We start from the raw sequence: 17,854 nt of genomic DNA, 5'->3' as shown, positions 1-17,854 counted from the left end.
GGCCCTGTTTTTTACATTGCCCAGAAAAGTACCGCCAGCAACTGCGGCGACATAATGCGCAGGAACATCGCCAACGGATAAACCGTGGCATAGGACAGCGCGGCAGCGCCGCTGGTCGGGTGCAAACCGTTAGCGAAGGCCAGTGCCGGTGGATCGGTCATCGACCCTGCCAGCATGCCGGACAGCGTCAGGTAGTTCATCTTGCCCACCATCCGTGCCAGTATGCCCACGCTGAGCAGTGGGATAGCGGTAATCAGCGCACCATAGCCAATCCAGGCTAACCCTTCACCGTTAATCAGCGTATCGACAAAGTTGCCGCCCGACTTCAACCCGACCACCGCCAGAAACAACACGATCCCCAGTTCACGCAGCGCCAGATTGGCACTGGGCGGCATAAACCAGTACAGCTTGCCGATGCTGCCGATACGCCCAAGGATCAGCGCCGCCACCAGTGGGCCACCGGCCAGCCCCAGACGCAATGCCGCCGGGAAACCCGGAATAAACAGCGGCACCGACCCCAGCAGCACGCCCAGACCGATACCGATAAACACCGGTAGCATCTGCACCTGTTGTAGCTTCTGTTGGGCGTTGCCGACAATCGCTGCCACCGCCTCGATCGATTCAGGTCGGCCCACCAGATTGAGAATGTCACCAAATTGCAGCGTCACATTACTGCCGGCCACCAGCTCGACGCCGGAACGGTTGAGGCGCGAGATCACCACGTCGTATTTTTGCTTCAGGTTCAGATCGCGGATTTTACTGCCCAACACCTTTTCATTGGTCACCACCGCTCTCACCACCTGCAGCTCTGTACCGCGCGTTGACAGCGAAACGTCGACCTCCTCGCCAATCACCAGCCGGGCATTTTCCAGGCTTTCGCGCTTGCCCACCAGATGCAGATAGTCGCCCAGTTCCAGCTTCTCAAGTGGGGCCGGCACCATCAGCAAATCGCCGCGTTTCAGCCGCGAACATATGATGTCCTCACCGTTCAACAACGGCACATTTTTGATCGCCATTCCCTGCAGATTGGGGTTACACACAGCCACGTTCATGGTGTGCAGCAGTTCGCGCTGGTTTCCCAGGCTACTTTCAAACGCCTGCGCCTCCCGCTCGATATTAATGCGGAAAAACAGGCGTATCAGCCACATCACCAGCAGAATGCCGCAGATGCCAAACGGATAAGCCATGGCGTAGCCCATGCCCATGCGATCGACCAGGGCCGGGTCAGACCCCAAATCGGTAAGAATTTGCTGCCCGGCGCCGAGCGCGGGTGTATTGGTGACCGCCCCGGAGAATACGCCCAGAATGATCGGTAGCGGCACGGCAAACAGCTTGTGAACCACTGCAGCAACGACCCCGCCAACCAACACCAGTAAAATGGCGAAACCGTTGAGCCTTAGTCCGGAGACCCGCAATGAAGAGAAGAAACCCGGACCGACCTGAATACCAATGGTGTAAACGAACAGGATCAGGCCGAACTCCTGGATGAAGTGCAACATGTCGCCGTTAAGATTGAGCTGCCAACTCTGGGCGAAATGCCCAACGATAATGCCACCGAACAGCACCCCACCGATGCCCAGTCCCACCCCATAGATCTTCCAGTTACCCATCCACAGCCCGAGAACGGCCACCAACGCCAACATGCTGACGGTCAGGGCGATTTCGCTCATAGGTCACATCCTTGCCAGAAGTTTAACAACCGCTTTGCGGTTAAAGGCGCATAATTAACAGGGATTTTGGCATAAGCGGGAAAGGGTGACTGTGGCTTGTGCCACAGAAAGCAAAGGGGAAGCCCGTTAGGACTTCCCCTGAAAATTTAACTATTTCTCAGTCGATTATTTGGCTTCCAGCCCTGGCGTGGTGCCGATGGCAATCCGCTGTGGCTGCAGGGCTTCCGGTACCTGACGCACCAGATCAATATGCAGCAGGCCGTTTTCAAACTGAGCTTCGGACACCTGCAGATGCTCAGCCAGCGTGAAGGTCAGGGTGAACTCTTTACACACCAACCCCTGGTGCAGATATTCCACCTGTTTTTCCGTTGGCGTCGGCTTGCCACGCACGGTCAGGCGCGGACCTTCAACTTCAATATCCAGCTCGCTTTGTTTGAACCCGGCCAGCGCCAGAGAAATGCGGTAGTGGTTATCGTCGCTTTTCTCGATGTTGTAAGGCGGGAACCCTTGCGGCTCCTGGCCGCCCATTGAACTGGCCAGCTTGTCAAAACCGATCCACTGACGCAGCAGCGGGGATAAGTCGTAATTGCGCATAGTATTAACTCCTTCTATGAAGCGAGATGATGTTTAAATCGCCCCCTGACGGCAGGCAAGTTGACTAACATTCATTGCACCGGCGGTTCGTTCCGCCGATGAAATAGGCATTATTTAATTTCGATCCGGCGCGGTTTTAATGTTTCCGGCACGATACGTTCCATATCGATATACAACAGACCGTTTTCCAATTTGGCGCCTTTAATTTGGATATGTTCGGCCAACTGGAATTTACGTTCAAAGTTGCGTTCGGCAATACCTTGATATAAGTAGGTTCTTTCCGCCGGTTCGTTATTATGGGCGCCCCGTACTATCAGCAGGTTATCCTGAGCGGTAATTTCCAGCTCTTGCTCGGCAAAACCGGCCACCGCGATGGTGATGCGGTAATGATTTTCATCCACCAGCTCAACATTATAAGGGGGATAACCGCCATTCCCCTGACTCTGGCCCGCCTCCAACGCATTAAACAAACGGTCAAAGCCAATCGCGGAACGGTAGAGCGGAGAGAGATCAAAATTACGCATAAAACAGCCTCCTAAGGCACTTCAGCGAGGTTTAATAATTAAGCCTTCCCATTGGGACAGACTAAATAATCAGAATTCCCTTACGGCGAATTCTTAATTTACATCTGATAAGAAAATGGGGGTTGCTTTCACCATTTCAAGCGCGGACGAGCAAAAAAATGATAATCAGTGCGGCGAAAGTTTTTTTATCCCTTACAATAAACTGAGACGGCCGCCACAGAGCGGACTCTTGCTCCTTTTAAAACATCCACAAGATGTTATAGATCAGCAGATTTTGGGGAACAGCACCCTGCAGGATGGAAAATGAAAACGATAAGAGTGATTGCAACCAGTTGCATGCTGTTAGCGAGCAACGGCTGCTCCAGTGTGATGAGTCACACCGGCCCGAATCAGGGCTACTATCCCGGCACCCGTGCCAGCATGGATGTTCTGAAGGACGACAACACCAGTTGGGCAATGATGCCGCTGGTCGCGTTGGACCTGCCATTCTCGGCGGTGATGGACACCGTATTACTACCTTACGACTACATGCGCTCCGGCAGTGACGGCACCGCAGACTCACCGAAAGCACGCATCTTGCGCGGTGAAGAGCAGAACCTGGCCGCCAGCGGCGACCCTGCTCATGCCGCCGCGGCCACGCCGCAGTAAAATAGTTTGATGCGGGCCATGTACCCGCATTAGCTCACACCTCGGCCACAAAAATCTGGCTGAATCCGTCGATTTCACGCATAAACGCCACTTTGCTGCCGTCCGGCGAGAACACAATCGCATCCCCCGATGGCGGCAGTGCAGTACGTTGCGTCAAACGCTGCATCCGTCCGCTGGACACCTCACACAACATCAGGCTGTTATCACACACCAGTGCAATCCGGCCCCCCTGCGGATGCCAACTGAATGCCGACTGGATCCCTTGCTCACCGCGGGTGACCTGGTGCGGTTCACCGCCATTGGGTGAAAGCGTCCACAGTTGCACCACTCCCGTGTCATCCTTCATCAGGCAGGCGATCATACTGCCGTCGGGTGAGCTGCGCAGCCAGTGACGGGGAGTGGTCACCACGCCGGGATAACGCCGCCGGCCGGTAAAGGTCAGCCGACGTTGACGTACCCCCAACGGAGGCGCAGGTAAATGGGTGGCGGTGCCTTGCAACGGACGGGCACCGGCTTTGGCGTAATCGGCGTCATCCTGCGGCAAATCAACAATGAAAACCTCGGGTAACGTTTCACCGCTGCTGGAAATCGTATCGCCGATAAACGCCAGCGCCCAGCGCTGCTGCCGTCCGTCTGGCCGAATATAGCCATGTTGGCCGACCCAGCCCTCTTCGTAAGCTCGATTAATTTGGTCACTGCCCGGTTGCGGCTGCGGCGTAGTCTCGCTGACCAGCACGCAGTAATGGCTGCCATCATATTCACGCGGATGCTGCTTGGGGGGATTCACACCCTGTAACGGTACGGCCACCCCAACGTTTCGCAAATCCTGCGCCGGGTCCAGCTCATGCATCACGTGGTCATTGTAGGTAAAGCTCAGGCGACTGCCGTCCGGACTAAACACGTGAACGTGCGTGCCGCCGCGCAGGGCGCCTGGGGTATAAGGTGCGGTGATATCCATCGCATCGAGGGTAATGGCCAGTTCGCGATCCGGTTCGCTGACGATCACCCCGCGACGATGGTGAAAATCGTAATGCCAAACGCTATCAGGATGCTCTGGGCCGTGAATAAAGGCATAGCGCGCCGGTGCATCAGGGCTGACGGTCACCACGCCCACGTGGGCACCGTGCTGAGCGCGATACACCACTTCCACCATCCCACTGTCAACGTTCACCCGTTCGATGCTCAGGCCGGTGAAAGAAGCGCCGCTCGGGCGTACGTCATAAGCCAGCCACTGGCTGTCCGGCGTCCAGACGTTAATATTGGTTAACTGATGTCCACGTGGATCAAAAGTCAGCTGTTTTTCCCGATGGCTCATGGCGGCTCCCCTGCTCATGCTGGCACTGAGCCGCCATCTTACCGGATCAGCAGACGCGTTTCACATCACCCACCACCAGCGGAACCGTGATCCCCCCCAGCCCACCGACAAAGTTAAACACCCCGCCGGTCAAACCGATCAACCGGGTCGGTGCCAGCGATGACACCAGCGACCCGGTGATGGAGGCAAAACCGTTACCAAAAATACAAGATTGATCAAAAAAAACACCGAATCGGGAAGCTTAGTGATTTACAAATTAGAAAATAAATTCTAAATTGGATTTTTAAATCCAAAAAAAGATCGCCATGCTGAACCGCTACCACGCCATCGCCGATGCCATTACGTTGTTGTTCTCCCCTTACGCCGAAGTGGCACTTCACGATCTTGCCAGCCAGAAGCTGGTTTACATCAGCAATAACCGATCGCAGCGTGAGCTGGGCGAAGACTCCAACCTGAGCGAACTACAGGACGATCGCGGTTTGCAGGTGATCGGCCCCTATCTGAAGCGCAATTGGGATGGCAGTCAACTGCGCTCTATCAGCGCAGTATTGCGCGATGATAATGGCGACCCTATTGGTCTGATGTGCATCAATCTTGATATCACCGTGCTGGAAAGCGCCAAAGCCGCGCTGGAAGTCTTTCTTGGCGGTAATGCCCTGCAACCACAGCCGGACGTGCTGTTCCAGGACGACTGGCAGGAACGCATCAACACCTTTATTCACCAATGGTTGCAACAACGCCAGCAGACGCTCAACACGCTTAACAGCGCGGGCCGGCGGGCAATGGTGGAGGCTCTGTATCACCAGGGGGCCTTCAAAGGAAAAAATGCCGCCGGCTACGTCGCCAAAATCCTTGGAATAGGCCGCGCTACCGTCTACAACTATCTGAAAAATATCAAGGAGTCTGTATGAGTCAGCTATTTGACGCGATTGTTACCGCCCATCAGCAATTGCGCCCGCAGGTTCGCGTGACCCCGCTGGAACGCAGCGTGCTGCTGTCACAGCAGTTGGGCTGCGAGCTGTATCTGAAATGCGACCATCTGCAACATACCGGCTCTTTCAAGTTTCGCGGCGCCAGCAACAAACTGCGGCTGCTGAGTGAGTCACAGCGCAGTCGCGGAGTGATCGCTGCCTCGACCGGCAATCACGGCCAAGCCGTCGCGCTGGCAGGAAAATTGATGGGCGTCAGCGTGACGGTGTATGCCCCGGAGACAGCGGCCGCGATCAAACTCGAGACCATCCGTGCACTGGGTGGCAAGGTCGAGCTGGTACCGGGTGACGCGCTGAATGCCGAACAGGCGGGAGAAAAGGCCGCCGCTGAACAGGGCAAGGTCTATATTTCCCCCTATAACGACCCACAGGTGATTGCCGGTCAGGGTACCTGCGGCATGGAGTTGGTGGAGCAGCAAGCGGATTTAGATGCGGTATTCGTCGCCGTGGGCGGCGGGGGTTATATCTCAGGAATTGGCACCGTTTTGCAGCAATTGTCGCCGAAAACCCAGCTTATTGCCTGCTGGCCGGAAAATGCCACCAGCATGTATAGCGCACTGCAGGCCGGTCATATTTACCCGGTAGAAGAGCAGGACACCCTGTCTGATGGCACTGCCGGCGGCGTTGAACCGGGTGCCATCACCTTCCCGCTGTGTCAGCAGGTGATCAATCGCAAAATATTGGTCAGTGAAGCGGAAATCAAACAGGCCATGCGTCAGATAGCCGCCAGCGATCGCTGGATCATCGAAGGTGCCGCCGGGGTGGCCTTAGCCGCCGCCATCAAACTGGCAGCGGAATTCCAGGGAAAAAAAGTGGCGGTGGTACTGTGCGGGAAAAACATCGTACTGGAGAAATACCTCAAGGCCATTGCCGATGAAAATCATTAACAAACGGCAGATCCTTGACGCTTTCAATACAGATGCCGTCACCTTGTTGCTCAAACAGGGTTTTATTGCCTATTCACAGCAACAGGTGCAACAGCCTCCGGTACAGCATTTTCTGTTTGAACAGGCGGCTGGTGACAGCTGCATTAAATCGGCCTGGCTGGAAGGCGACGAGCAATTTGTCGTCAAGGTCTCTTCCGGCTTTTACCGTAATCCGGCGCAAGGGTTAGCCAGTAATCAGGGGCTGATGATGGCCTTCTCGGCGCAAACCGGTGAGCCGCAGGCACTGTTGCTGGACGAAGGTTGGCTAACCGCGTTACGCACCGCGCTGGCCGGGCGAATTGCCGCCGAACTCTGCGCTCCGGAGGAGATCCCGGCGATTGGCATCGTCGGCTGCGGCATGCAGGCCCGGTTGCAGTTGCAACAGTTAAAACCCCAGACCGCCTGCCGTGAGGTTTGGGTATGGGGTCGCAACGACGTGGCTTTGCAAGCCTACCGGCGCGATGCCGAAGCAGAAGGTTTCCGGGTGCAGATCACCCAGGATGCGGTGGAACTGGCGGCGCACTGCCGCTTGATTGTCACCACCACTCCGAGTCGCGAACCCATTCTGCAGGCGGCGGATATCCAGCCCGGTACCCACATCACCGCGGTCGGCGCAGACGGACAGGGTAAGCAAGAGCTGGCAGCCGATCTGGTGGCCAGGGCGGATGTGCTGTTGGTGGATTCTTTGGCACAATGTACCGAGTTTGGTGAGATCGCCACTGCTTACCGGCAGGGTTTGCTTAAATCGACGCCGATCGTCGAACTGGGTGCCGCATTGGCTCAGGGGATAAAAGTGCGCAGCGACCCTCAGCAAATCACCCTGGCCGATCTGACCGGGCTGGCGATTCAGGACGTGCAGATTGTGAAGGGCATTTTAGCGCGGTTATAAGCGGCTTAAAGGGGCGCGGCTGCGCCCCTTGGAGGCAAAATACTATCAGGCATTCAGCACAAATTTCTCGATGGCGCGTGCTACACCGTCTTCAGTGTTGGTAGTGGTAACGTACTGTGCTACCGCTTTCAGTTCTGGGATAGCATTACCCATTGCCACGCCCAACCCAGCATACTCAATCATCGCCGTGTCGTTGGCCTGATCGCCCAACGTCATCACATTTTCACGCGCAATACCGAGATGATCGGCCAGCATTTTCACCCCAGCCCCCTTATCCACTTTCTGGTGCAAGATTTCCAGGTAATAAGGCGCGCTTTTCAGGATGGTGTAACGTTCCCGCGTTTCTGCCGGGATGCGAGCGATAGCGCGATCCAACAGTTCCGGTTCGTCGATCATCATCACTTTCGGGAAACGAATCGAAGGATCCATCTCTTCCACGCTGCGGTATTTCAGCGGAATACCGGTCATCTCAGACTCATGTACGGTGTATTTGCCGATATCCTTGTTCGGGGTATACAGGGTATCGAAATCAAACGCCTGGAAATGGACGCCAAACTCGCGAGCCATCTTCTCGAAGTGCAGGTAATCCTCAAAACCCAGTGTTTCCTGCAGGATGCAGGCGCCGTCTGCCGCCTGTAAAACCAGTGCACCGTTATAGGTAATACAGAAATCACCGGGGCCCTGAATATCCAACTGACGCAGATAATCCTGCACGCCGACGTAAGGCCGCCCGGTGGCCAGCACCACATGCACCCCTTTGCGGCGTGCCTCGACGATCGCCTGCTTTACCGCCGGCGTAATCTGGTGCTGCGGATTGAGCAGCGTGCCGTCCATATCAATCGCAATCAATTCAATAGCCATTAGAGCCTCTCCCAGTGGTTTTCCCCATGCTAACGCGTTTCAGCCCGGAATGTCAGCGCCAAAAAAGGCGTAAAAAAATCCGCGCAAGTTTCCCGGCGCGGATTTTCAATGCCCCCATCATACTTCAGGCTGCCTCTTTGTTGGCTGCCTTGACTCACCCCAGTCACTTAGTTATCTAAGCTCCTGGGGATTCGCTCAGTTGCCGCCTTGATGCAACCTGAATTATTTTGGGGAGAAAGAGGTTAGATATCGATGTTGGCCGCTTTCAGGGCATTTTCTTCGATAAAGGCACGACGAGGTTCAACCGCATCACCCATCAGGGTGGTGAACAGTTGGTCAGCAGCAATGGCGTCCTTCACCGTCACGCGCAGCATGCGGCGGCTTTCCGGATCCATGGTGGTTTCCCACAGCTGCTCTGGGTTCATTTCGCCCAGACCTTTATAACGCTGTACTGCCAGACCACGGCGTGACTCTTTCACCAGCCACTCCAACGCCTGCTCGAAGCTTTCAATCGGCTGGCGACGCTCACCACGTTCGATGTAGGCATCTTCTTCGATCAGGCCGCGCAGTTTCTCACCCAGCACGCAGATTTTGCGGTATTCACCGCCGTGAATGAATTCGAAGTCCAGCGCGTAGTCGGTGTCCACACCGTGGGTACGGATGCGCAGTACCGGCTCAAACATCTGGCGCTCACGGTTCTCAAAGATCACCGAGTCATAGCTGCTGCCGTGCTGTTCTTTATCGTTCAGCAATTTCACCAGCGAATCAATCCAGGTCTTAACCTTGGCTTGATCGCTCAAATCGCCTTCCAACAAAGTCGGCTGGTAGATCAGGTTGTTCAGCAGTGCACGCGGGTAGCGGCGCTCCATGCGACCGATCAGCTTCTGCACGCTGTAGTGCTCGGCAACCAGTTTCTCCAATGGCTCACCGGCAAGCGCTGGGGCGCTGGCGTTGGTGTGCAGGGTGGCACCGTCCATCGCGATGGCGATTTGGTACTGATCCATCGCCTCGTCATCTTTGATGTACTGCTCCTGCTTGCCTTTTTTCACCTTGTACAGCGGCGGCTGGGCAATGAACACGTGACCGCGCTCAATGATTTCCGGCATCTGACGGTAGAAGAAGGTCAACAGCAGCGTACGGATGTGCGAGCCATCGACGTCGGCATCGGTCATGATAATGATGCTGTGGTAGCGCAGCTTGTCCGGGTTGTACTCATCGCGGCCAATGCCGCAACCCAGTGCAGTGATCAGTGTCGCGACTTCCTGTGAAGACAGCATCTTGTCGAAGCGCGCCTTCTCAACGTTGAGGATTTTACCTTTCAACGGCAGGATCGCCTGGTTCTTACGGTTACGCCCCTGCTTGGCAGAGCCGCCCGCTGAGTCCCCTTCCACCAGGTACAGTTCAGACAGCGCCGGATCACGTTCCTGGCAATCCGCCAGTTTGCCCGGCAGGCCGGCCAGATCCAATGCGCCTTTACGACGGGTCATTTCACGCGCTTTACGCGCTGCTTCACGAGCACGTGCCGCATCGATGATTTTGCCGACGACGATTTTCGCATCGCTCGGGTTTTCCATCAGATAATCGACCAGCTTCTCGTTCATCAGCGTTTCAACCGCCGTTTTCACCTCAGAAGAAACCAGCTTGTCTTTGGTCTGAGAAGAGAATTTCGGATCCGGCACTTTCACCGAAACCACAGCAATCAGGCCTTCACGCGCATCGTCACCGGTGGCGCTGATTTTGGCTTTTTTGCTGTAGCCTTCTTTATCCATGTAGCTGTTCAGGGTACGGGTCATCGCGGTACGGAAACCGACCAGGTGAGTACCCCCATCACGCTGTGGGATGTTGTTGGTGAAGCAGTAGATATTTTCCTGGAAACCGTCGTTCCACTGCAGCGCCACTTCCACACCGATGTCGTCTTTCATGGTCGAGAAATAGAACACGTTTGGATGGATCGGGGTTTTGTTTTTGTTCAGGTACTCAACAAACGCCTTGATACCGCCTTCATAGTGGAAGTGGTCTTCTTTGTCCGTGCGTTTGTCTTTCAGGCGGATAGACACACCAGAGTTCAGGAATGAGAGTTCGCGCAAGCGCTTGGCCAGAATATCGTACTCAAATTCGACATTATTGGTGAAGGTTTCATAGCTCGGCCAGAAACGCACCGTGGTGCCGGTCTGATCGGTTTCACCGACCACTTTCAGCGGCGCCTGTGGTTCGCCCATGGCGTAGGTTTGCTCGTGCACCTTGCCTTCACGACGGATCACCAGTTCCAGTTTTTCAGACAGGGCGTTAACAACCGAAACACCCACGCCGTGCAGACCGCCAGAAACCTTGTAGGAGTTGTCATCAAATTTGCCGCCGGCATGCAGCACAGTCATGATCACCTGTGCCGCAGAAACCCCTTCCTCTTCGTGAATACCGGTCGGGATACCACGGCCGTCATCCTGTACCGAAACGGAGTTATCGGCATGGATGGTCACCTGGATGTCACTACAGTGGCCAGCGAGTGCTTCGTCGATAGCGTTGTCCACAACCTCGAATACCATGTGGTGCAGACCGGTGCCATCATCGGTGTCGCCGATATACATGCCCGGGCGCTTACGCACCGCGTCCAGCCCTTTTAATACCTTGATACTTGAGGAGTCATAAGAATTCGACATCAACGTTTCTCGCTCATTTTAGTCCTGTGGTTGAACCTCTATTTTACCTTGTTCCACGCGGAACATCTTGCCCTTTTCACCGGCCATATCGGTCACTTGTTCAGCGCTGACGGCACTGACAAAGACCTGGGCCTGGGTGGCTTTCAGGCGATCGGCCAGTAACCGGCGACGGCCGGTGTCCAGCTCGGAGGCAAAATCATCAATCAGATACAGGCAACGCCGCCCGCTCTGCCGGGTGAGAAACTCACCCTGCGCTAAGCGCAACGCGCACATCAGCAGTTTAAGCTGACCGCGCGATAACAAATCCTCTACCGGCGTGCCGTCGGCACGGATGCGGAAGTCCGCCTTATGCGGCCCCACCGCGGTATAGGTTAACGCCCTGTCACGCTCAAACTGGCGCTCCAGCAGCTCTCCGTAGTCGCTCTCTTTGTCCCAGCCACGCTGGAAAGAGAAACTCAGGGCAAATTCGGGCAAAAACTGCGCGCATGTCGCGGTAATATCCGCGGCAATCGCGTCGCTGTAAGCTGCCCGCCACTCGCTGATACGCTCGGCCAAGGGGATCAGTTCCTGATCCCAGGCGCGGATCTGCGCATAGCGACTGACCTGGCGCAGCGCGGCATTGCGCTGCTTCAGTAACCGTTTCAGGTTGCTCCAGGCGGTGAAAAAACCGGGTTCGTTATGAAAACAGCCCCAGTCCAGGAAGGCGCGCCGGAATTTCGGCCCACCGTTTAGCAGGGTAAAACCTTCGGGGGTAATCAGTTGCATCGGCAATAGCTGCGCCAGTTCAGCCACTTTGTGGCCGTCGCTGCCATCGATACGTACCTTGCTGTCCCCTTGACGGCTCTTGCTTAATCCTACGGATATTTCACGTTCTGCACCGTCAATACGGCCGTGCAAAATAAACTCCGGCTGGTCGTGGCGGATCACCCGACCGGCCTGCAGGCTGCGAAAAGCCCGCCCGTGCCCGAGGGTGTAAACCGCCTCAAGCACGCTGGTCTTTCCGCTGCCATTGGGCCCCACCAGGAAGTTGAATCCCGGCGCCAGCGCCAAATCTGCATCTTCTATATTGCGAAAATCTTTAATCAGTAAACGCGTCAGAGCCATGCAATCTCTTTACCCATGACGGTAAGTTATCCAACCTTATATACCCTATGGATTTCAAGTTGCAGCCAGCAACGCTGCAACTTGAAAGACGACGGGTATGAACTACAACCGCATTGGCATGACGACGTAGGCAGCAGACTTACTGGCACCGTCTTCGATCTGCACGCTGGAAACCGAGTCGGTCAGCAGCAGGCGCACATCTTCACACTTGAGCGCGTTCAATACATCCAGCACGTAACTGACGTTAAAACCAATCTCCATCTCGGTGCCGTCGTAGCTGACATCGAGGATCTCTTCCGCTTCTTCCTGTTCAGGGTTGTTGGCGGTGATCTTGAGCTGGTTTTGGCTGACATACAGCCGCACGCCACGGAACTTTTCGTTCGACAAAATGGCCGCGCGAGCAAATGCCTGCTTGAGCAGATCGCAACCGGCTTCCAACGTTTTGTCCGGATTCTTCGGCAATACGCGACGATAATCAGGGAAACGACCGTCAACCAGCTTGGAAGTGAAGATAAAGTCACCGACGTGGGCGCGGATGTTGTTACTGCCGATCTGCAATTGCAGCAGCGTATCGCCGCCGTCCAGCAGACGCACCAGTTCCATTACCCCTTTACGCGGCACGATCACCGAATGCGACGGCAATTGCTGACCGATCGACATCGAACACACCGCCAGACGGTGACCATCGGTCGCCACGGTACGCAGCTCTTCACCTTCGGTTTCAAACAGCATGCCGTTTAAGTAGTAACGCACATCCTGATGAGCCATCGAGAACTGCGTGGCTTCGATCAGGCGCTTCAACGTCGCCTGCGGCAAAGAAAATTCAACTTCACTCTGCCAGTCGTCCAGGTTCGGGAAATCTACCGCGGGCAACGTAGAGAGAGAGAAGCGACTGCGGCCGGAACGCACCAGCATACGCTCGCCTTCCAACGTTACAGTGATCTCGGCCCCTTCAGGCAAGCCACGGCAGATATCAAAGAGTTTACGCGCGGGGACGGTAGTCGCGCCCACTTCATGGGGTTGGGACAGGGCAACGCGCGCCACCATCTCCATCTCCAGATCGGTACCGGTCAACAGCAGGGAGCCTTCCGTCACCTGCAGCAGCAGGTTACCCAGAATTGGCAGTGTTGGGCGGCCGCCCAGCGGGCTGCTCACCTGTTGCAGCGGTTTTAGCAGATGCTCACGTTCAACGATAAATTTCATAGCGCTAGGAAGATAATGTTCTGATTAAATTGGAGAAATCTTCTTTGATGTCGTGACTTTCTTCACGTAACTGCTCAATCTTCCGGCAGGCGTGCAACACCGTGGTATGGTCGCGGCCACCAAACGCATCGCCGATTTCTGGCAGGCTGTGGTTGGTGAGTTCTTTTGCCAGCGCCATCGCCATTTGGCGCGGACGAGCAACGGAACGCGAACGCCGCTTGGACAACAAATCAGCGATTTTAATTTTATAGTATTCCGCCACCGTCTTTTGAATATTATCGATGGTGACCAGCTTTTCCTGCAGCGCCAGTAGATCACGCAGCGCTTCACGCACGAAATCAATGGTAATGGCACGGCCGGTAAAGTTTGCGTTGGCGATCACGCGGTTCAGCGCCCCTTCGAGCTCACGTACGTTGGAACGCAGGCGCTTGGCGATAAAGAACGCCACTTCGCCCGGCAGACGAATATTGTTCTCGTCGGCCTTTTTCATCAGGATCGCTACGCGCGTTTCCAGCTCCGGCGGTTCGATCGCTACCGTCAGCCCCCAACCGAAGCGGGATTTCAGACGATCTTCCACCCCGTTTATCTCTTTTGGATAACGGTCGGAGGTCAGGATAATCTGCTGATTGCCTTCCAACAGGGCGTTAAAGGTATGGAAGAACTCTTCCTGCGAACGCTCTTTATTGGCAAAAAATTGTATGTCATCGATCAGCAGCGCATCGACCGAACGGTAGTAACGCTTAAATTCTTCAATGGCATTGTTCTGCAGGGCTTTGACCATGTCCTGCACAAAGCGTTCCGAGTGCATATAGACCACTTTGGCGTTGGCCTTGCGTGCCATGATGCCGTTGCCCACCGCATGTAACAGGTGAGTTTTACCCAAACCGGTACCGCCATAAAGGAACAACGGGTTATAGGCTCCGCCCGGATTATCCGCCACCTGGCGGGCCGCCGCGCGCGCCAATTGGTTGGATTTACCCTCTACAAAGTTATCAAAGGTATGCTTTGGGTTAACGTTGGAGCGGTAAGAAAGTTCAGGCTGCGGTGCCGCGTTGTCCCAGCTTGGGCGCGAAGGTGCCGCGACGCGTACTATTGGCGCGCTGGGTGCGCTAACGCTGGCAGTAACGGTCTGGCTGATGATTTGGGAGAGCGGTTTGCTACCCACTTCAAAACGCAGTAATGGGGCATCCGTACCGCAGAAATCATTCAACAGACCATTGATATTGTTTAAGTATTTATCGCGAACCCAATCCAGCACAAAACGATTGGGCGCATAAAGCGCCAGGGTGTTGTCACTCAGTTCCGCCTGCAATGGGCGTATCCACATACTAAATTCTGTGGCAGGTAACTCATCCTGCAATCGGGCAAGACACTGCTGCCAAAGCGAAAGTGACACGGCGGACTCCACTCGAACAAGATCAATAAAAGAAAAGAATCAGGCTAATTTTTTATAACTCATGATTTTTGACACATACCCGGCATCGGCTGTTTGCCTGTGGGGGATGCGAACCGCCTTTCACGGTTTATGTCCCTCACGATCCCCGCTTGAGAGATCGCGATCGGAATGACGGATCATAGCGCAATCTGCGCAAGAGATCCTCCCCTTCATCACAGATTAGATCCATTTTATCCACAGGCCCCGGCCTGCGGCGATCTTTTCACCAGCCTCGTTAAATTGCAGGCAAAATCCCGCGTGGGGAAAGGGATTTTTTACATTGTCAACCGGTTATACCCTGTTATCCACGCAAGATCCTTGCTTTTCCCCCGAAGGATCGCATCGGGATCCTTGCGATTTACCTCCGAGTCCGTATAATCTTCGCCCTACGTGTGTACCTGGTTCCTAAATGGTGTGTCATTAACCAGACAGGATTCTGCGGTGACCACGGGCCAATACCGGATTTTACTCCGAATTGGCAGACAACCAGGTAGGCTAGCGCAATGTGAATTGACTCAGGACTGTACAATTATTACAATCCCGCCTCTTTATATATTGCGATTGAGGCGTCGGTCGTCTTCACGCCGAATAGCCAAACGCGTTTACTGATCAGTAATTATTTTAAGTTTAGGTAGAAATCGCCATGAAACGCACTTTCCAACCGTCCGTATTGAAGCGTAACCGTAGCCACGGTTTCCGTGCTCGTATGGCAACCAAGAATGGTCGTCAAGTTCTGGCCCGCCGTCGTGCGAAAGGCCGTTCTCGTCTGACTGTTTCTAAGTAATAAAAGCTAACCCGCTGAGTGGTTAAGCTCGCTTTTCCCAGGGAGTTACGTTTGTTAACTCCCACTCACTTCACTTTCGTCTTCCAGCAGCCACAACGGGCTGGCACGCCGCAAATCACCATCCTCGGCCGCCTGAACCAGCTGGGGCATCCCCGCATCGGTCTTACCGTCGCCAAAAAACACGTCAAACGCGCGCATGAACGCAACCGGATCAAACGCCTAACCCGCGAAAGCTTCCGTTTACTTCAGCACGAGTTACCGGCGATGGATTTTGTCGTGGTGGCCAAAAAAGGGATAGCGGATTTGGATAACCGCGCGCTGACGGAAGCTTTGGAAAAATTATGGCGTCGCCACTGTCGCCAGGCTCCCGCATCCTGATCGGGCTGGTGCGGGCTTACCAGCTCGTCATCAGTCCGCTGCTTGGGCCTCGTTGTCGCTTCCAGCCGACATGCTCTCATTACGCAATTGAGGCATTAAGCAGGTTTGGCATGATAAAAGGCAGTTGGTTAGCATTGAAACGCGTATTAAAATGCCACCCCTTGAACCCAGGTGGCGATGATCCCGTGCCGCCGAAACCCGACGATAACAGAGAACACTAACGATGGATTCGCAACGCAATCTTCTCCTCATCGCTCTGCTGTTCGTGTCTTTCATGATCTGGCAAGCCTGGCAAACGGACAATGCTCCGCAACCAGTCGCGCAGACCACGCAACAGACTTCGAACACTGCTACCGGTGATGCCGCAAGCTCAGCAGTTCCAGCCAGTGGCCAGGGTAAACTGATTACCGTTAACACTGACGTGCTGTCGCTGACCATCAACACCCGTGGTGGTGATATCGAGCAGGCTAAACTGTTGGCCTACCCGGACACTCTGGGTTCATCGACGCCATTCCAATTGCTGGAAACCACACCGTCATTTGTTTATCAGGCGCAAAGCGGCCTGACCGGCAGAAACGGTCCGGATAACCCGGCAAACGGCGAACGTCCTCTGTTCCAGGCGGCGCAGGACAGCTATACCCTGCCGGAAGGCCAGGAAGAGCTGCGCATTCCGCTGACCTTTACCGGTAAAGACGGTGCCATCTACACCAAGACTTTCGTGCTCAAGCGTAACCATTACGCGGTTGGCGTTGACTACAACGTCGACAACAAAAGCACCACTCCGCTGGAACTGACCCTGTTCGGCCAACTGAAGCAGACCACCGAGCTGCCTAAGCACCGTGACACCGGCAGCAACAACTTCGCCCTGCACACCTTCCGTGGCGCGGCGTACTCTTCCAGCGATGACAAATATCAGAAGTATGCGTTCGATAAGGACGAGAACCTGAGTGTGACCACGCAGGGCGGTTGGGTTGCGATGCTGCAACAATACTTCGCCACCGCCTGGGTACCGGCAACTCAGGGTAGCAATACCTTCTATACCGCCAAGCCTGGCGACAACCTGTCCACCATCGGCTTCAAATCTACTCCGGTAGTAGTGCAGCCTGGTGCGCAGCAGCAACTGAACGCGACCCTGTGGGTTGGCCCGGAGCTGCAGGATCAGATGGCCCAACTGGCGCCGCATCTGGACCTGACCGTGGATTACGGTTGGTTGTGGTTCATCTCCCAGCCGCTGTTCAAACTGCTGAAGTTCATCCACGGCTTTATCGGTAACTGGGGCTTCTCAATTATCATCATCACCTTCATCGTGCGTGGCATCATGTACCCGCTGACCAAAGCGCAGTACACCTCGATGGCGAAAATGCGCATGCTGCAGCCAAAACTGCAGGCGATGCGTGAGCGTATCGGTGATGACAAACAGCGCATGAGCCAAGAGATGATGGCGCTGTACAAGTCTGAGAAAGTGAATCCGTTGGGGGGTTGTCTGCCGCTGGTTATCCAGATGCCAATCTTCCTGGCGCTGTACTACATGTTGATGGGCTCGGTTGAGCTGCGCCATGCGCCGTTCGCCCTGTGGATCCATGACCTGTCGGCGCAAGACCCGTACTACATCTTGCCAATCCTGATGGGCGTGACGATGTTCTTCATCCAGAAGATGTCGCCGACCACCGTGACGGACCCGATGCAGCAGAAAATCATGACCTTCATGCCGGTGATCTTCACAGTGTTCTTCCTGTGGTTCCCGTCCGGTCTGGTGCTGTACTACATCGTCAGTAACCTGGTGACCATCATCCAGCAGCAGTTGATTTACCGCGGCCTGGAAAAACGTGGCTTACACAGCCGCGACAAGAAAAAGACCTAAGCGTATTGTAGGGGTT

Annotated in this window: 17 protein-coding genes and 1 pseudogene; 8 read left to right on the top strand and 10 right to left on the bottom strand. The window is 55.1% G+C overall.

All coding sequences use genetic code 11. The annotated features are described in order from the left end of the window. Positions 1-11: 11 nt before the first annotated feature. From F8R23_RS21360 to ibpA, 3 genes are all read right to left on the bottom strand, one after another. Positions 12-1,670 carry a putative transporter gene (locus tag F8R23_RS21360; protein ID WP_112349455.1) on the bottom strand — a complete coding sequence of 553 codons (1,659 nt, stop codon included), beginning with the start codon at positions 1,668-1,670 and terminating at the stop codon, positions 12-14. Positions 1,671-1,835: 165 nt separating this feature from the next. Then, positions 1,836-2,264 carry a small heat shock chaperone IbpB gene (gene ibpB, locus F8R23_RS21355; RefSeq protein WP_099064447.1) on the bottom strand — a complete coding sequence of 143 codons (429 nt, stop codon included), beginning with the start codon at positions 2,262-2,264 and terminating at the stop codon, positions 1,836-1,838. A gap of 110 nt (positions 2,265-2,374) precedes the next feature. Next, the gene (ibpA, locus tag F8R23_RS21350) at positions 2,375-2,788 is read right to left on the bottom strand and encodes a small heat shock chaperone IbpA (protein WP_099064446.1); all 414 of its coding nucleotides are present in this window, start codon (positions 2,786-2,788) and stop codon (positions 2,375-2,377) included. A gap of 303 nt (positions 2,789-3,091) precedes the next feature. On the opposite strand from ibpA, the gene F8R23_RS21345 reads away from it, so the two are divergent. After that, positions 3,092-3,436: a YceK/YidQ family lipoprotein gene (locus tag F8R23_RS21345; protein WP_129936201.1), complete on the top strand. Its 345-nt coding sequence runs from the start codon at positions 3,092-3,094 to the stop codon at positions 3,434-3,436. A 34-nt stretch (positions 3,437-3,470) separates the two neighbouring features. Here the strand turns inward: F8R23_RS21345 and F8R23_RS21340 are convergent, their stop codons facing one another. Together F8R23_RS21340 and F8R23_RS21335 are read right to left on the bottom strand one after the other, a co-directional pair. Next, on the bottom strand, positions 3,471-4,751 hold the full coding sequence (locus F8R23_RS21340) for a YidR family protein (RefSeq protein ID WP_151415968.1): 1,281 nt from the start codon (positions 4,749-4,751) through the stop codon (positions 3,471-3,473). Positions 4,752-4,818: 67 nt separating this feature from the next. Beyond that, positions 4,819-4,953, bottom strand: a pseudogene (locus tag F8R23_RS21335) (MFS transporter); the annotation flags it as partial. Between the two features lie 103 nt (positions 4,954-5,056). Here F8R23_RS21335 and F8R23_RS21330 point away from each other — a divergent pair. From F8R23_RS21330 to F8R23_RS21320, 3 genes are read left to right on the top strand one after another with little or no spacing between them, the layout of a single operon-like run. Further along, a complete protein-coding gene (locus tag F8R23_RS21330) occupies positions 5,057-5,662 on the top strand; it encodes a helix-turn-helix transcriptional regulator (protein WP_129936199.1) in 606 nt (201 codons plus the stop codon). Further along, positions 5,659-6,627, top strand: coding sequence for a threonine/serine dehydratase (locus tag F8R23_RS21325; protein ID WP_112349461.1), 969 nt, complete (start codon positions 5,659-5,661; stop codon positions 6,625-6,627). The genes F8R23_RS21330 and F8R23_RS21325 overlap by 4 nt, the downstream gene beginning before the upstream one ends. Next, positions 6,614-7,555: an ornithine cyclodeaminase family protein gene (locus tag F8R23_RS21320; RefSeq protein WP_151415967.1), complete on the top strand. Its 942-nt coding sequence runs from the start codon at positions 6,614-6,616 to the stop codon at positions 7,553-7,555. The genes F8R23_RS21325 and F8R23_RS21320 overlap by 14 nt, the downstream gene beginning before the upstream one ends. Before the next feature lie 45 nt (positions 7,556-7,600). Here F8R23_RS21320 and yidA read toward each other — a convergent pair whose 3' ends face one another. The 5 genes from yidA to dnaA all read right to left on the bottom strand — a co-directional run bounded on the left by yidA (position 7,601) and on the right by dnaA (position 14,776). Beyond that, complete coding sequence (gene yidA, locus F8R23_RS21315; protein WP_129937738.1) at positions 7,601-8,416, bottom strand: sugar-phosphatase; 816 nt, start codon at positions 8,414-8,416, stop codon at positions 7,601-7,603. A gap of 242 nt (positions 8,417-8,658) precedes the next feature. Further along, positions 8,659-11,073 (bottom strand): DNA topoisomerase (ATP-hydrolyzing) subunit B, encoded by a 2,415-nt coding sequence (gene gyrB, locus F8R23_RS21310; RefSeq protein WP_112349464.1) that lies wholly within the window; start codon positions 11,071-11,073, stop codon positions 8,659-8,661. A gap of 18 nt (positions 11,074-11,091) precedes the next feature. Next, positions 11,092-12,177 (bottom strand): DNA replication/repair protein RecF, encoded by a 1,086-nt coding sequence (gene recF, locus F8R23_RS21305; RefSeq protein WP_099064431.1) that lies wholly within the window; start codon positions 12,175-12,177, stop codon positions 11,092-11,094. 102 nt (positions 12,178-12,279) lie between these two features. Further along, positions 12,280-13,380, bottom strand: coding sequence for a DNA polymerase III subunit beta (dnaN, locus tag F8R23_RS21300; RefSeq protein WP_129936196.1), 1,101 nt, complete (start codon positions 13,378-13,380; stop codon positions 12,280-12,282). Between the two features lie 4 nt (positions 13,381-13,384). Next, entirely contained in the window at positions 13,385-14,776 is a 1,392-nt protein-coding gene (gene dnaA, locus F8R23_RS21295) for a chromosomal replication initiator protein DnaA (RefSeq protein WP_012004506.1), read from the bottom strand. A 682-nt stretch (positions 14,777-15,458) separates the two neighbouring features. Between dnaA and rpmH the strand changes: the two genes are divergently transcribed. From rpmH to yidC, 4 genes are read left to right on the top strand one after another with little or no spacing between them, the layout of a single operon-like run. Beyond that, positions 15,459-15,599, top strand: a complete 141-nt coding sequence (gene rpmH, locus F8R23_RS21285) for a 50S ribosomal protein L34 (RefSeq protein ID WP_003849659.1) — start codon at positions 15,459-15,461, stop codon at positions 15,597-15,599. A gap of 18 nt (positions 15,600-15,617) precedes the next feature. Continuing rightward, entirely contained in the window at positions 15,618-15,977 is a 360-nt protein-coding gene (rnpA, locus tag F8R23_RS21280; protein ID WP_025123954.1) for a ribonuclease P protein component, read from the top strand. Then, complete coding sequence (gene yidD / locus F8R23_RS21275; RefSeq protein ID WP_012004505.1) at positions 15,941-16,198, top strand: membrane protein insertion efficiency factor YidD; 258 nt, start codon at positions 15,941-15,943, stop codon at positions 16,196-16,198. Before rnpA ends, yidD begins: the two co-directional genes overlap by 37 nt. 2 nt (positions 16,199-16,200) lie before the next feature. After that, positions 16,201-17,838 carry a membrane protein insertase YidC gene (gene yidC, locus F8R23_RS21270; RefSeq protein ID WP_085120151.1) on the top strand — a complete coding sequence of 546 codons (1,638 nt, stop codon included), beginning with the start codon at positions 16,201-16,203 and terminating at the stop codon, positions 17,836-17,838. Positions 17,839-17,854 lie beyond the last annotated feature (16 nt).

The sequence above is a fragment of the Serratia proteamaculans genome (assembly GCF_008830365.1).
GTDB lineage: Bacteria > Pseudomonadota > Gammaproteobacteria > Enterobacterales > Enterobacteriaceae > Serratia > Serratia proteamaculans.
Note: the sequence above shows the minus strand (reverse complement) of the source record. Positions and strands in the feature narration are given on the sequence as shown.

Bases quoted from the DNA above. Each gene is read 5' to 3' on its own strand.
- F8R23_RS21360 (WP_112349455.1), bottom strand. From the start codon at position 1,670: ATGAGCGAAATCGCCCTGACCGTCAGCATGTTGGCGTTGGTGGCCGTT.
- ibpB (WP_099064447.1), bottom strand. From the start codon at position 2,264: ATGCGCAATTACGACTTATCCCCGCTGCTGCGTCAGTGGATCGGTTTT.
- ibpA (WP_099064446.1), bottom strand. From the start codon at position 2,788: ATGCGTAATTTTGATCTCTCTCCGCTCTACCGTTCCGCGATTGGCTTT.
- F8R23_RS21345 (WP_129936201.1), top strand. From the start codon at position 3,092: ATGAAAACGATAAGAGTGATTGCAACCAGTTGCATGCTGTTAGCGAGC.
- F8R23_RS21340 (WP_151415968.1), bottom strand. From the start codon at position 4,751: ATGAGCCATCGGGAAAAACAGCTGACTTTTGATCCACGTGGACATCAG.
- F8R23_RS21330 (WP_129936199.1), top strand. From the start codon at position 5,057: ATGCTGAACCGCTACCACGCCATCGCCGATGCCATTACGTTGTTGTTC.
- F8R23_RS21325 (WP_112349461.1), top strand. From the start codon at position 5,659: ATGAGTCAGCTATTTGACGCGATTGTTACCGCCCATCAGCAATTGCGC.
- F8R23_RS21320 (WP_151415967.1), top strand. From the start codon at position 6,614: ATGAAAATCATTAACAAACGGCAGATCCTTGACGCTTTCAATACAGAT.
- yidA (WP_129937738.1), bottom strand. From the start codon at position 8,416: ATGGCTATTGAATTGATTGCGATTGATATGGACGGCACGCTGCTCAAT.
- gyrB (WP_112349464.1), bottom strand. From the start codon at position 11,073: ATGTCGAATTCTTATGACTCCTCAAGTATCAAGGTATTAAAAGGGCTG.
- recF (WP_099064431.1), bottom strand. From the start codon at position 12,177: ATGGCTCTGACGCGTTTACTGATTAAAGATTTTCGCAATATAGAAGAT.
- dnaN (WP_129936196.1), bottom strand. From the start codon at position 13,380: ATGAAATTTATCGTTGAACGTGAGCATCTGCTAAAACCGCTGCAACAG.
- rpmH (WP_003849659.1), top strand. From the start codon at position 15,459: ATGAAACGCACTTTCCAACCGTCCGTATTGAAGCGTAACCGTAGCCAC.
- yidD (WP_012004505.1), top strand. From the start codon at position 15,941: ATGGCGTCGCCACTGTCGCCAGGCTCCCGCATCCTGATCGGGCTGGTG.
- yidC (WP_085120151.1), top strand. From the start codon at position 16,201: ATGGATTCGCAACGCAATCTTCTCCTCATCGCTCTGCTGTTCGTGTCT.